This window comes from Collinsella sp. CLA-AA-H302 (assembly GCF_040093305.1).
GTDB lineage: Bacteria > Actinomycetota > Coriobacteriia > Coriobacteriales > Coriobacteriaceae > Collinsella.
Genome location: NZ_JBBNJW010000008.1, coordinates 86,357 through 99,061, shown reverse-complemented (window position 1 = coordinate 99,061; position 12,705 = coordinate 86,357). Strand labels below are relative to the sequence as shown.

At 62.2% G+C, this 12,705-nt stretch carries 10 protein-coding genes; 3 read left to right on the top strand and 7 right to left on the bottom strand.

The window, feature by feature from the left end; genetic code table 11:
* Window positions 1-100 precede the first annotated feature (100 nt).
* Complete coding sequence (locus tag AAAV21_RS07390) at window positions 101-1,066, top strand: alpha/beta hydrolase (protein ID WP_349108507.1); 966 nt, start codon at window positions 101-103, stop codon at window positions 1,064-1,066.
* 251 nt (window positions 1,067-1,317) lie between these two features.
* On the opposite strand, the gene AAAV21_RS07385 is transcribed toward AAAV21_RS07390, so the two are convergent.
* The 6 genes from AAAV21_RS07385 to AAAV21_RS07360 form a co-directional block, all read right to left on the bottom strand.
* Window positions 1,318-2,523 (bottom strand): DUF362 domain-containing protein, encoded by a 1,206-nt coding sequence (locus tag AAAV21_RS07385; protein WP_349108506.1) that lies wholly within the window; start codon window positions 2,521-2,523, stop codon window positions 1,318-1,320.
* A 243-nt stretch (window positions 2,524-2,766) separates the two neighbouring features.
* Window positions 2,767-5,433 carry an FtsX-like permease family protein gene (locus tag AAAV21_RS07380; RefSeq protein WP_349108503.1) on the bottom strand — a complete coding sequence of 889 codons (2,667 nt, stop codon included), beginning with the start codon at window positions 5,431-5,433 and terminating at the stop codon, window positions 2,767-2,769.
* Between the two features lie 8 nt (window positions 5,434-5,441).
* Window positions 5,442-6,155, bottom strand: coding sequence for an ABC transporter ATP-binding protein (locus tag AAAV21_RS07375; protein WP_349108501.1), 714 nt, complete (start codon window positions 6,153-6,155; stop codon window positions 5,442-5,444).
* Window positions 6,156-6,439: 284 nt separating this feature from the next.
* On the bottom strand, window positions 6,440-7,645 hold the full coding sequence (locus AAAV21_RS07370) for an ABC transporter permease (protein WP_349108499.1): 1,206 nt from the start codon (window positions 7,643-7,645) through the stop codon (window positions 6,440-6,442).
* Entirely contained in the window at window positions 7,632-8,819 is a 1,188-nt protein-coding gene (locus AAAV21_RS07365) for an ABC transporter permease (RefSeq protein WP_349108496.1), read from the bottom strand. The genes AAAV21_RS07370 and AAAV21_RS07365 overlap by 14 nt, the downstream gene beginning before the upstream one ends.
* A gap of 9 nt (window positions 8,820-8,828) precedes the next feature.
* Window positions 8,829-9,767 (bottom strand): ABC transporter ATP-binding protein, encoded by a 939-nt coding sequence (locus AAAV21_RS07360; protein WP_349108494.1) that lies wholly within the window; start codon window positions 9,765-9,767, stop codon window positions 8,829-8,831.
* On the opposite strand from AAAV21_RS07360, the gene AAAV21_RS07355 reads away from it, so the two are divergent.
* Together AAAV21_RS07355 and AAAV21_RS07350 are read left to right on the top strand one after the other, a co-directional pair.
* Window positions 9,766-11,124, top strand: a complete 1,359-nt coding sequence (locus AAAV21_RS07355; protein WP_349108491.1) for a histidine kinase — start codon at window positions 9,766-9,768, stop codon at window positions 11,122-11,124. The two genes, AAAV21_RS07360 and AAAV21_RS07355, sit on opposite strands and share 2 nt — an antisense overlap.
* A complete protein-coding gene (locus AAAV21_RS07350; RefSeq protein WP_349108489.1) occupies window positions 11,121-11,750 on the top strand; it encodes a response regulator transcription factor in 630 nt (209 codons plus the stop codon). The genes AAAV21_RS07355 and AAAV21_RS07350 overlap by 4 nt, the downstream gene beginning before the upstream one ends.
* 611 nt (window positions 11,751-12,361) lie before the next feature.
* Here the strand turns inward: AAAV21_RS07350 and AAAV21_RS07345 are convergent.
* A complete protein-coding gene (locus AAAV21_RS07345; RefSeq protein ID WP_055251494.1) occupies window positions 12,362-12,703 on the bottom strand; it encodes a 4Fe-4S dicluster domain-containing protein in 342 nt (113 codons plus the stop codon).
* Window positions 12,704-12,705 lie beyond the last annotated feature (2 nt).

Sequence of the window (12,705 nt, the reverse complement as noted above, 5' to 3'; positions counted from 1 at the left end):
TTGTTTACCCATTCTTTGCCTGTTGACGCATCAACGGTGAACGTCCATAATGCGCTTGCATTAAATGTTGACGTATTAACATCTTAAAGGAGAACGCCTTATGGCTCAAAACACGCGCCCCCATCGAAGGCTCAAGATAGCCGGCGTTGTTGCGCTGGTGCTCGTTGTCACGTTGCTCGGATTTGCTGGCAACTTTTTGTTCGACTTTGCCCTGAACCCCCAGGCGCCGTACACCATGAAGACGATGCAGGACGGAAAGGACGCCGAAAAGAGCGAGCAGCTTGATGCCGAGGATGTCGAGGCGCGGGCGTGGTTCAAAGAGCATCGTGAGAGCAGCAGCCTCACCGCCGCCGACGGGACCGAGCTTGCCGCTTGGTATTTTGCCGCTCCGGAGAGTACGCACGATTACGCTATCTGCCTGCACGGATACACCGACGAGCCCATCGGCATGGCCCGATACGTCAAGCGCTTCCACGACCGCGGCATGAACGTACTCGCACCCGCCGCCCGCGCCCATGAGCGCTCCGGCGGCGACTATATCGGCATGGGCTGGCCCGAGCGTCTCGATGTTGTCGCGTGGATCGGGCGAATCGTTCAGTCCGACCCCGAGGCGCGCATCCTGGTCTTTGGCGAATCGATGGGCGCGGCGACGGCCATGAACGTCGCGGGGGAATCGTTACCCTCTAATGTTAGGTGCATCATCGAGGACTGCGGTTATACGAGCGTTTGGGACGAGTTTTCTCTGCAGCTCAAGGACGTGTTCGGCCTGCCCAGCTTTCCCTTACTCGATGTAGCAAACTTGGTGTGCAACGTGCGCGCGGGCTATGTCTTTCATAAGGCGAGCAGTGTGGAGCAACTCAAACACGCGACGGTTCCCATGCTGTTTATCCACGGCGACCAGGACACCTTTGTGCCGTACAGCATGCTCGACCAAAACTACGACGCGTGCGCCAGCAAGGCCAAACAGAAGCTCACCATCCATGGCGCCACCCACGCCAAGAGTGCGCAAGTTGACCCCGAGCTCTACTGGAATACGATCGACGACTTCCTCGGAAAGAATTTTTAGGCAAAAAGCAACGTCCGGGGCTTTATCTAACCCCCTATTTTCGGAAGTATGCGGCAAAATCTGGAACTGCCGACCAGACCGCAGTTTTATCAACAATTTATCAGGGGTTTTGTTGCCAAAAAACGTCGTGTGCTCGGCGGCCTCAGAATTTGCCGCATACTTCCGAAAAACCGCCTGCGAGCGCTGTGCTCACGGGCGGCTTTTGCTCGACTTACGCCACAAAAGCGCTTGATATGTCCAGAAGCTAGATGCTACTTGACCTCGATGAGCTCGTACTCGCTCGTGCCCAAGCCAATCTTCTCGGCGTGCGCGATGCAGGAGCGCCAGTCGGTGTCGGGGTGCGTGATGCAGAAGGGGTCCTTGGCCTGCTCGCCCTCCAGATGCTCGTGGTCGTGCTCCATCTTGGCCGCGCTGTCGGTGAGCACGGTGTTGGGCAGCGGCTCGGATGCCAGGACGGCATCGGCGCAGGCCTGGTCGATGGCGACCGGGTCAAAGCTCGCGAACATGCCGATGTCGTTGACGATGGGCGTGTCATTCTCGGCGTGGCAGTCGCAGTTGGGGCTAATGTCCATGGCGAGCGAGATGTGGAAGCTCGGGCGGCCGTCGACGATGGCCTTGGTGTACTCGGCAATCTTGCAGTTGAGCACGTCGGCTGCGGCGTCATAGTCGGGCTTGATGGCGTCCTGGTTGCACACGCCAATGCAGCGGCCGCAGCCCAGGCAGCGGTCGTGGTCGATGGCGGCCACGTGCACCTCGACGGTCTTGCCGCCCGCCAGCTCGCGCTCGCGGGTGCCGTCGAACGAGATGGCGTTGTGCGCGCAGATCTTTTCGCAGGCACGGCAGCCAACGCAGCGCTCGGTCGCGACGCTCGGCTTGCCGGCGGCGTGCTGCTCCATCTTGCCGGCACGGCTGCCGCCGCCCATACCCAGGTTCTTCATGGCGCCGCCAAAGCCAGCCTGCTCATGACCCTTAAAGTGAGTGAGGCTGATCACGATGTCGGCATCCATGAGCGCCTGGCCGATCTTGGCCTTGCGCACGTACTCGCCGCCCTCGACCGGGACGAGCGCCTCGTCGGTGCCCTTGAGGCCGTCGGCGATGATGATCTGGCAACCCGTGGCATACGGGGTAAAGCCATTCTGGTAGGCGGTGTCGATGTGCTCGAGCGCATTTTTGCGGCTACCCACATAAAGCGTGTTGCAGTCGGTAAGGAAGGGCTTGCCGCCCAGCTCCTTCACGACATCCGCGACGGCGCGGGCGTAGTTGGGGCGCAAAAAGCTCAGGTTACCCAACTCGCCAAAGTGGATCTTGATGGCGACGAACTTGTTCTCAAAGTCGATCTGCTCGATACCGGCGCGACGGATGAGGCGCTTGAGCTTGTCGAGCTGGCTCTCGCGGCCGTGCGTGCGCAGGTTGGTAAAGTACACCTTGGCGGATGCAGCGGGTGCAGTTGCGGTCATAGATATATCCCCTCGGTCTATATGGCGTTACAGACACAGAGGATGGTACCCATTGAAGTGGGGTTGAAGTCAAGCGCCGCGCCTGGCCACTCATTGGGGACAGACTTAAATGACTGAAACCACTCATTGGGGACGGACTTAAATGAGTGCCGCCAGGGACAGTCCTTACCAGCCCGGCCAGTGCGCCGGCCAATCGGCAAAGACTGTCCCCGATGACTAGTCGTTTAAGAACGTCCCCGATGACTACTCTTGCACTTTGAGGGCCTCGGCGAGCGGCACGCGGCGGATCGAGCGCGTGTGTAGCAGCGCCACGACCAGGTAGGTCGCAAAGCCGATACCTGCGCACGCCGCCATGGACCAGATCGGCACGTAAATCTCGATATTGCCGTTATAGGCGAGCAACATGGAGCGGAAGATGGCCGTGAGCGAGCCGATGATCACCGGCAGGCTCAGCACGAGTGACACCGCCACGCACAGCGTGATCGAGCGGATGTACAGATGCGAGATCTCGCTATCGCGATAGCCAAAGACCTTCATGTAGCTAATCGAACGGGCGCTATGGTCGATGACGGCCTTGGTTAGCAGGTACATAAACAACAGGAAGATAAACACCGCGAGCCCGACCATCATGCCGATCATGTCGCTCATCATGCCGATGAACTGATCGCCCACAGCGCGCATGTCGTCGGGCGTGGTGTCGCCGGCAAAGTAGCGCGCGTCGAGGTCGAGCTTCTCGTCGCTCACATAGCCGTTGAAGTAGGCGGCATCGTTGTCGAACAGCTCGTTAAAGTCGTCGATGCTCATATAGACATTCATATCCGACTTAGAGCCCCAAACGCAGTCCTTGCCCGCGTATTCAAAGGAATAATTCTCGCCCTCGTACTTATCGCGAAGCTCGACCTTCTGGCCCTCGCTCCAGCCAAACTTGTCGAGTAGGCCGCCGCCAAAGACGACACGGCCATTGCCGACGTTAAGGCCCTTCCAGTAGCGCGAGTTTGGCGAGACGCCGTAGATAGAAATCGTCTCCTGCCCATTTCCGTCGCCGCGGTCGTACTGCAGCTGGTAGACAGCGTATTTCTCGGCCTGCGCGATTGCGCCCGCACCGTTGTCGGTCGTGTTGACCGGATGAATGTCGTCGTTGTCGGCGTCGATCTTCGAGGCCTTCTCGATCAGATCGATGGCCTCGTCGCGGTTGCAGCCGAGGGCATCGGCAAGGTCATCGAGGCGCGCATAAAGCGCATCCTTCTTGTCCTGGACCTTGGCGAGCGCGTCCTGCGCCGCGGCCAGGCTCTCGGCAGACGGAGCGCTGGTCGCGGCATCGGCTGCCGTCTGCGCCGCATCGGCCGCGTCGTCAAACTCGTCATCGGCATCCTGAGCGGCGGAGAGCAGCGCGCCGTCAACCGACTGCAGGCGCTCGAGCGCCGACCACTGCTCGCGCTCCTCGGCGGTGCCCTCGAGCTCCAGCGGAGCCTTGAGCGTGTACTGGTGCTCGGCGACCAGGCTTGTCTCGAGGTTGTCCGCATAATGCGTCATCGTGGGCAGAATCGCCAGACCAAAGAGCAGCAGCAGCGATGCAAACGCAATACCTACGAAGAGCGTGGCGAAGTTGCCCAGGTTGCGCAGGAAGACGCGCAGGCGGAAGCGGGAAACAAAGCCCATGCGCTCCGGCAGCTGTAGGCCGCGCTTGGTGCCCGACTTGCCGCTCGCCTCGTGACGGAGAAATTGCAGCGGAGTCTTGCCCATCTTGCGCAGCAGACCCACCAGCGTGATGAGGATGAGTGCGGCGGCGGGAACCACGGCGCACTTCACAAAGATTTCCCAGCTCCAGTACACCTGGAACGGCGGCAGGCTATACGAGCCGTAATAGAGGCCGCGCATGGGCTCGGTAAAGAACGCAACGCCGAGCGCGGTGCCCAAAAGCGCCGCGAGCACACCCACGATGGCGGGAAGCGCCAGGTAGTGCAGCACGATCTCGCGACGGCGATAGCCGCTGGCGAGCAGCGTGCCGATGATGGCGCTCTCCTCCTCGATGGTGGCGTCGGTTAGGACCACAAAGACAAACGCCATGATCACGATGATGATGTCGAGCAGCGTCGTCCACATCATGGAATCGCCGTCCACGTCATCGCGCGCATAGCCAATACCCTGGTTGGAATCGGCGTCGATAAGATCGTCGACGCGCGCATCGGCATCCGACAGCGCCTCGACCATATCCTGCTCGGCATCGGTGCGCTCGGCGGTGGAGAGGTCGCGGTCGTTAAAGGTAAAGGAGTACGTGTAGGCAGGCGCGCCGCCGGCATCCTCGAGCGCGGCAAAACCGGCGTCGCTGACCTCGGCAACGCCATAGGTAATGGTGTTCACCGTAAAGTCCGAATTGTTGAGGAACAGCGCCTGGCTATCGGGCTGCGTCATGATGCCGCAGATGGTGTAGGTGCGACCCTCGAGCTCGACCTTATCGCCCACGGCGAGGTCGTTGTTGGCGGCAAAGACGCGGTCGATGGCCACCTCGTCGTCCGTCTTGGGCTCCTTGCCCTCACAGTAGGACGCGATATCGACCTTGGTGCGGTGCGCATAGGTGCGCAGGGTGCGCTTGGTGCCGTCGTCGCCAGCCGCCTTTTTGATGATGGCGTCGATAGAGAAGTTCTTGTAGAACGTGGCGCCGCCAACGTCCTCCGCCGCGTCCTCGGCAGCCTTGAGCTGCTCGTCGGTGGCCTCGAAGGAGGTGGTCACGCGGCCGTCCTCAATCGTGTACTCGTCGCGCATGTCGTCGATAAGGCAGCCGATGGAATGCGCCGCGAGCAAAAAGCCCGACGTGAGGGCGATGCTTCCGCACATAAGCAAAAAGATGCCCAGGTACTTGCCGATATTGCGGCGCAGCTCGCGCGGGAGTCGTTTTGCGAGAGGTGTCATGGCGCCGCCTACCAATCGAGCTCGGCGGCCGCGACGGGTGACTCGTTGAGCTCATCCTCGACGATGCGCCCGTCGCGCAGGCGCAGCACGCGATTTGCCATGCGCGCGATGGCGGCATTGTGGGTGACGATGATGATGGTGCAGCCGTAGGTGCGGTTGACGTCCTCCATGAGCTGCAGGATTTCTTTGGACGTTTTGTAATCGAGTGCGCCCGTGGGCTCGTCGCACAGCAGCAGGCCCGGATTTTTGACGAGCGCGCGGCCGATGGCGCAGCGCTGCTGCTGGCCGCCCGAGACCTGACGCGGGAACTTGTTGCGGTGCTCGTAGAGGCCCAGCGAGCGCAGCAGGTCGTCGACGTTGAGCGGGTTTTTGGACAGGTGCGCCGTGACCTCGATGTTTTCCTTGATGGTAAGGTCGGGCACCAGGTTGTAGAACTGAAAGACAAAACCCAGCTCACGGCGGCGGTACTCACCCAGATCGGCGGGCTTGAGCACCGTGAGGTCGCAGCCGTCCACCATGATGGAACCGGCATCGGCATCTTCCAGGCCGCCGATCAGGTTGAGAAAGGTCGACTTGCCCGAGCCCGAGGGCCCCAGCATGACGCAGATCTCACCGCGGTTGATGGACGTATCGATACCGTCGAGCACCGTCAGGCGCGCATCGCCGTCGCCGTAGTGCTTCTTGAGCCCGTTGACCTGGACGTAGGCTTGCTTTGTCGACATGCTATCCCCCGTTGTTAACCGTCTGCTACTTTTCTAAGCTAATAGTAAACCCAGGTGAACTAGATGTAGGCGACGGTCGCTGATTTTTTCAAACCACTCATTGGGGACAGACTTAAATGAGTGCCGCCAGGGGCAGTCCTTGCCAACCCGACCGGCGAGCCGGCGAATCGGCAAAGACTGTCCCCGATGACTAGTCGTTTAAGAACGTCCCCAATGACTGCCCGGGGGCAGGAGTGTCCCAGGGTGCCGACAGAAAAGAAACGTCCCCAAGTGACGGATTGTGGCTAGGCATGGGATTTGGCGCGCGTGAGGGCCAGGCCTACGGCGGTGATGGCCGCGGCAAAGAGCACGGTGACGCCCAGATCGCAGGCGATGTCGCCCAGCACGGTGGACGTCAGGTCCGCGGCGAGAGCCTTGCTGATCGCGTCGTTCACCCAAAACGTCGGCACAAAATGCGCCACGGTCTGCACGGCCGAGCCCATCAGCGACAGCGGCATCCAGGCGCCGCCCAAAAACGTCATGAGCATGCCGAGTAAGTTGCCCACACCGTTGAGCAGCTCTTCGCGCGCACCCAGGCTCGAAAGGGCAAAGCCAACGGCCAGCGGCGTGCACGCCAGGGCAAACGTCGCCGCCAGCGCCAGGCACACACGACCCACGCCGACCTCGGCAACCGCGCCGGCAAAGCCCACGACGCCCATCATGCTCGACACAAGCCAAATACAGACGGTGAGCACGGCGGCGGCCGCGAACACAGCGAGCGAACGCTGGCGCTCAGAGACCGGGCTGGCATCCATGCGGCGCACGCGCTCGGGCTCGTTCATGCCAGAGAACACCAGTCCCACCGACACGATGACAGACGAGATAATTGCGTACGCGCCAAAGTTGAAGTACGACTCGAGCGTGGCAGCAGCAGTCGAGTCGACCTTGACCTGCTCGATCTGGACCTCCGCGCGCTTTGCGGCCGCGTGCTCGGCGGCCCTTGCGACGTCACCGTTGGAGGCAGCGGGTTCAAGCGCCGCCGCGGCGCCCGCGAGCGAGATCCAGCGCGAGGCCTCGGCGGACGAAAGCGCCGCCGCCATGGTGCCGGAGCCATAGGTCACGTCGAGCTTGGGCAGGGATTCCCCCGCGCGGGAGGCTGCAACGAGGTCGTCCTCGAACCCCTCCGGGATAAAGAACACGCAATCAGCACTACCCTTGGCGCTGTTGCTCTTGGCGAGCGCGTCCGCAAGGTCGTACGCGTCGTCGCCGATGCCCGTGACCAGGTCAAAGCGTGAGCCCAGGTGCTTGGTAAGCGCCCGCGAAAGTTCGCTATTGTCGCGGTCGACCACGATCACGTTGGTGTCGTAAGGCTTGTACTCGGTAAGCTGAGACGAATTCCAGCTGACGGAGGCCGCGATAAACACACTCAACAGCGAAATGAACACCGTGTAGATGAGCAGATAGAGCGGATGCGCGAGCGCCATGCGAAGCGCGGTCTTAAAGGTGCTCATAGCGGCTCCTTCCAAAGATCAGCGTAGCGGCGGCGACAAACACCAGGGCCATCAGGACGAGCGCGCCGGCGCGAACAGCGAAGGGCCCCAGGTCCTCAAAGAAATACAGGCGATTGAACATGTCGCAGATGAGCTTGACGGGGTTGAGCCAGCACTCGACCGGACAAGCGCGGGCGACGTCGTCGGCAAGCGCCATCGCCGGCTCGCCGTAGAGGCCGGCGAACAAAGCGCACGTGGTGGCAAAGCCCGTGAGGATGCCCGACTTGGATGCCTTGCCGCCCTTAACGGGAAGCGTGCCCACAAAGAGCCCCAGGCCCGTGGCGGCAAGCGCGGATGCAGCCCCGCCCAGCAGGCACAACCCCTCGCGCCCGCCAAAGTCGACGCCCACGACCAGGCGCACGTAGCCGATCGCAACCGCCATCGATGCAAAGGAAACCAGCCACGAGCCGACAAAAATGCCGGCCAGTGACGCCGTCTTGGAGAGACCGCCCACGCAGCGGCGCGCGCCAAGGCCCGACAGATTAGGCTGCAAATCGACGACGCTCAAGGCGGCAAACTCGGCAGACATCATCGCGACCAGGCCAAAAAGCGCGTAATAGTAGATGACCGTGCCATCGGGCGTGGCACGAGTCAGGCTCACGCGGCGGGTTCCGCCCTCGAGCGACAGAGCGCGCGCAACCGCCTCCGGGTCGGCGAGCGCCGCCGGGTCATCTTGAGCAATCTGGGCCATGAGCTCGGCATTTTGCGTATACGAGCTTGCCACCGTTTCAAGGATGCTGCGATCGGTAAGCACCGACGAGGCACGCGAGCTGTCGTAACTCGATAGCAGCGTGAGCCTGGGCGTGCCCGCGTCGTCGACCGTATAGATGCCCGCGACCTCGCCGGCCTTGAGCGCTTTGCGCGCGGCAGCCAAGTCTTCGTACTCGTTCACATCGAGCAGCTGATCGTCGCCTGCCTTGGCAAGCGAAGCCGCCACATCCTTAAAGGTCGAGGCATCCCAGGCCTCGTCCGCCACGACGGCAACCGGCACCGGGTCGACCGTGCCGTCGGAGCTGAGGTTCGCAAACATAAACATGAACATCGTGGAAAGCGCGATAGGAAAGAGAGCGCCCCAGACCCACGTGCTCGGCCGGCGCAGCAGCGTCTTGACCGTGGTGATGATGGTGTTGAACATGGCCGTCCCCTAGTCGCGCAGCTCGCGGCCGGTGATTTCGAGGAACACATCGTTGAGGGTCGGCGGCTCGCTCCACACGCGGCCGAGCGCAACGTCGGCAGCACGCAGCGTGTCGAGGATGTCGACCAAATTGTGCGGGCTCGCCTCGCAGGTGCAGACGAGTTCGCCGCCGGACAGTTCAACCGAAAGCACATGCTCGAGGGCACGCAGCCGCTCGACCGTGGCGGGCTCGACGGCGCCGACCTCGACGGTCACGCGCTCGCCCATCTGAATCATGCGCTTGAGCTCGTCGTTGGTGCCCTGCGCCAGCACACGCCCGCCGTCCATAATCATGATGCGGCTGCAGATCTGCTCGACTTCCTCCATGTAATGGCTGGTATACACCACCGTGGCGCCCTCGTCGCGCAGGCGGCAGATGCCCTCCAGGATGGCGTTGCGGCTCTGTGGATCGACTGCCACCGTGGGCTCGTCAAAAAAGATGAGCTCGGGCTTGTGCGCGATGCCGCAGGCAATGTTGAGGCGGCGTGCCAGGCCGCCCGAGAGCTTGCCGGGGCGGAACTTGGTAAAGTCGCCCAGGCCGACAAAGTCGATCGCCTCGTCCACCAGCGCGCGGCGGCGTTTGCGGTCGTTGACGTAAAGACTGCAGAAATAGTCGATGTTCTCGCGCACCGTGAGCTCGTCGAACACCGCCACCTGCTGTGGCACCACGCCGATGCGGCGCTTGAGGTCGTAGCGCGTGGGCGTCATGGGTTCACCGAACAGCTCGATGGTGCCTTTGTCGTAGGCAAGCAGCTGCAGAATACAGTTGATGGACGTGGTTTTGCCCGAGCCGTTGGGGCCCAGCAGGCCAAAGATCTCGCCGGGGGCGATGTTCAGGTTAAAGTGGTCGAGCGCAATAAGATCGTCATAGCGCTTGACGAGGTTTTCGACATGGACGATGCCTGTCATGAGGAAGCCCTTCTGTTGGTCGTGGCCCGGTACGATTGCATCATCGCAGGAGCGGGCGGCGCGCACCAGTGAGCTTTGTCACGAGTGCGAGGGGGCGGAGGCGAAACCCCCGCTCGCTCGAGCGATCGACGCCGATTTGCCGCGCGGGAGGAATGTCACGGTTGCCCCGGGCGGCGCCTCCCCCGCGCGCAGCATCGCGTACAATACCCGTATGAACAGGCTTTTCGACAAATCGATTGTGCTGGCGTGCTGTATCGCAGCCGCTCTGGGCCTTGCTGTGGACGCTCGCCTGGTCGCGGCGTTTTGCCTTGGCGTTATTGCCACCTCGCTGGCTGAGCTCGCGCAGGGGAAAAGCGCCCGGCGCGCGAGCGAGACCGCGAGCTGCGCTTACATCATTGCGGCTGTCTTCGTGCCGCCGTTTGTGCCGTTTGCGCCCCTCGCCCTCTATGACATTGCGCGGCGGGTGCGCCGTGAACGCGTTTGGGTCGCGCTGGGCATTGGCGGCGCCTTTGTCTTTGCGCTCGTCGCGAACCTTCGCACCGACGCGCTCACCGCCCGAACGCTCCTGCTGACCGCCATCCTTTCGGTTGCCGCCACCTTGCTATCGCTACGTACCGCCCAGTTGGAGCGCGAGCAGCAGCGCATGCGCCGTACCCGCGACGAGCTGCAGGAACGAGCTCTGGCGCTGGAGGCACGCAACCGCGACCTTGCCGACCGCCAGGACTACGAAGTCGAGCTCGCGACACTCACCGAACGCGCCCGCATCGCGCGCGAAATCCACGATAACGTCGGGCACCAGCTCACGCGTGCCTCGCTGCAGACCGAGGCCCTGCGCGTCGTGCACGCCGACGAGCCCGACGTCGCCGCCGATTTCGCCGACGTCAAACGCACGGTTGACGAAGCGCTCCAGCTTGTGCGCACCAGCGTCCACGCGCTCAACGACAACGCCGTCGACCTTTCCGTGCAGCTCGAACGCATTGTTGAAGGCGCGCGCTCGGACGGCGGCCCCCAGATTGAGCTTGAAGTTATGGCCGAACATGCGCCCGCAAACGTCGCGAACTGCTTTGCGGCGGTCCTGCGCGAGGCGCTCTCCAACACCATGCGCCACGCTTGCGCCCAGACCGTCTCCGTACGATGCATGGAACATCCGTCGTTTTACCAGCTCATCGTTACCGACGATAGCGTGGGCGGGGTCCAAGCAATCGGCCGTGGCGCCGCGGAGGGCATGGGGCTCGTCTCCATGCGCGAGCGCGTCGAGGCGCTTAGCGGCACCTTCACCGCCGGTCCGCGCGCCGGCGCCGGCGGCTGGCGTGTGTTTGCCACCGTTCCTAAACAGCAAGGAGATGAGGGCCGATGAGGCTCATCGTTGTCGACGACGACCGTCTAGTGGTCGATTCGCTCAAGATAATCCTGGGCGCTCAGCCGCAGATCGAGGTGGTGGGCACCGGCGCCAACGGCAACGACGCGGTGGCACTCTACGCCGAACTCGCACCCGATATCGCGCTGCTCGACATTCAGATGCCAGAGCGCGACGGCCTTTCGGCGGCGCGCGAAATCCTTGAGCGCGACCCCGCGGCACGCGTGGTGTTTCTGACGACATTCTCGGATGACGAGTACATTGTGTCGGCGCTCAAGCTGGGCGCCCGCGGTTACCTGATCAAGACCGATGTCGCCGCCATCCCGCCGGCGTTGGCCCAGGTCATGGACGGCAAACGCGTGCTCGAAGGTAAGGCGATCGAGGATATCAACTTTGATGGGGCGGACGTCGAGGCCGGCGTGACCCGCCGGCCCGCGGCCTTTGTCAGCCTGACCGACCGCGAGTTCGAAGTCGCCGAGCTCATCGCCCGCGGCCTCGACAACAAGGAAATCGCCGCCACCGCCTATATGGGCGAAGGCACCGTACGCAACCACATCAGCTCGATCCTGGCAAAGATGGGCCTGCGCAACCGCACGCAGATCGCCATCGCCTACCTGCGAGGGTAATTACCCAACAACCGACCACTTCGGCATAGCAAAATGGCTGTTACCGATATGGTGCCATTTCAAAACTATGCCGGTTTACTACGATGAATCGCCCACCTTCGACCACGGCAAATTGCGCGCTCACAAAACCGCAGGTAAAACGCTTGCAATATTTAGAAAAATGCAGTCATGGTCGGGAATGTCGAATTCGTCGTAGTAAACCGACATAGTTTTGTTCGGATAGTCCCGCACGGATACCATCCCAGGCCTCGCGGGACAAAAATGATCCGTTTTCTTCCGCCCGCGGAGATCGGCTGACAGCGCCCGCCACGAAATCGGTCCATCTACTACGTTTGACTCGATACCCCCGACCATACCCGCTTTTCATGCAAAATCGCAGACGTTCTACCTGCAGTTTTGCTTTTGCATTTTTCGCCATGGTTGAGGGTAGCGGCTTAAACGTAGTAGATGGGCCCATTTCGTGGCAGACGGGTCATTTTCGGGCTGGACGGGTCGCGTGGCGGCCCGCACACGCGTTCACGCGCGGGGCCGGCGGGGCATTTTGCCCCGCCGGCCCCCATTCCAGCGCTATACCAGCCCCATTCCAGCGCTATACCAGCCCCATTCCAGCGCTACTCCGGCTTAGTTTCTACCGTGGGAGTCTTATCCGCCGCAACCGGAGTACGGGCGGTATCCATAGTCAGGCAGTGCTTGGGGCAGCTCTCGATGCACTCGCCGCACACCACGCAGGCATACGGGTCGATCGACCACGTTCCGCCCTTGCGATCGACCGCGAGCGCGCCCGCCGGGCAGCGACGCGCGCACATGCCGCAGCAGATGCACACGTCCATGTCGTTGACGATATGCCCGCGCAGGCGCTCGGGTGCCGCGAGCTTCTCCTGCGGATAGCACACCGTGACCGGCTGCTTGACCATAGAACCCAAGGCCGTCTTGGCAAATGTCAGCAAACTCATGC

Bases quoted from the DNA above. Each gene is read 5' to 3' on its own strand.
- AAAV21_RS07390 (WP_349108507.1), top strand. From the start codon at position 101: ATGGCTCAAAACACGCGCCCCCATCGAAGGCTCAAGATAGCCGGCGTT.
- AAAV21_RS07385 (WP_349108506.1), bottom strand. From the start codon at position 2,523: ATGACCGCAACTGCACCCGCTGCATCCGCCAAGGTGTACTTTACCAAC.
- AAAV21_RS07380 (WP_349108503.1), bottom strand. From the start codon at position 5,433: ATGACACCTCTCGCAAAACGACTCCCGCGCGAGCTGCGCCGCAATATC.
- AAAV21_RS07375 (WP_349108501.1), bottom strand. From the start codon at position 6,155: ATGTCGACAAAGCAAGCCTACGTCCAGGTCAACGGGCTCAAGAAGCAC.
- AAAV21_RS07370 (WP_349108499.1), bottom strand. From the start codon at position 7,645: ATGAGCACCTTTAAGACCGCGCTTCGCATGGCGCTCGCGCATCCGCTC.
- AAAV21_RS07365 (WP_349108496.1), bottom strand. From the start codon at position 8,819: ATGTTCAACACCATCATCACCACGGTCAAGACGCTGCTGCGCCGGCCG.
- AAAV21_RS07355 (WP_349108491.1), top strand. From the start codon at position 9,766: ATGAGGAAGCCCTTCTGTTGGTCGTGGCCCGGTACGATTGCATCATCG.
- AAAV21_RS07360 (WP_349108494.1), bottom strand. From the start codon at position 9,767: ATGACAGGCATCGTCCATGTCGAAAACCTCGTCAAGCGCTATGACGAT.
- AAAV21_RS07350 (WP_349108489.1), top strand. From the start codon at position 11,121: ATGAGGCTCATCGTTGTCGACGACGACCGTCTAGTGGTCGATTCGCTC.
- AAAV21_RS07345 (WP_055251494.1), bottom strand. From the start codon at position 12,703: ATGAGTTTGCTGACATTTGCCAAGACGGCCTTGGGTTCTATGGTCAAG.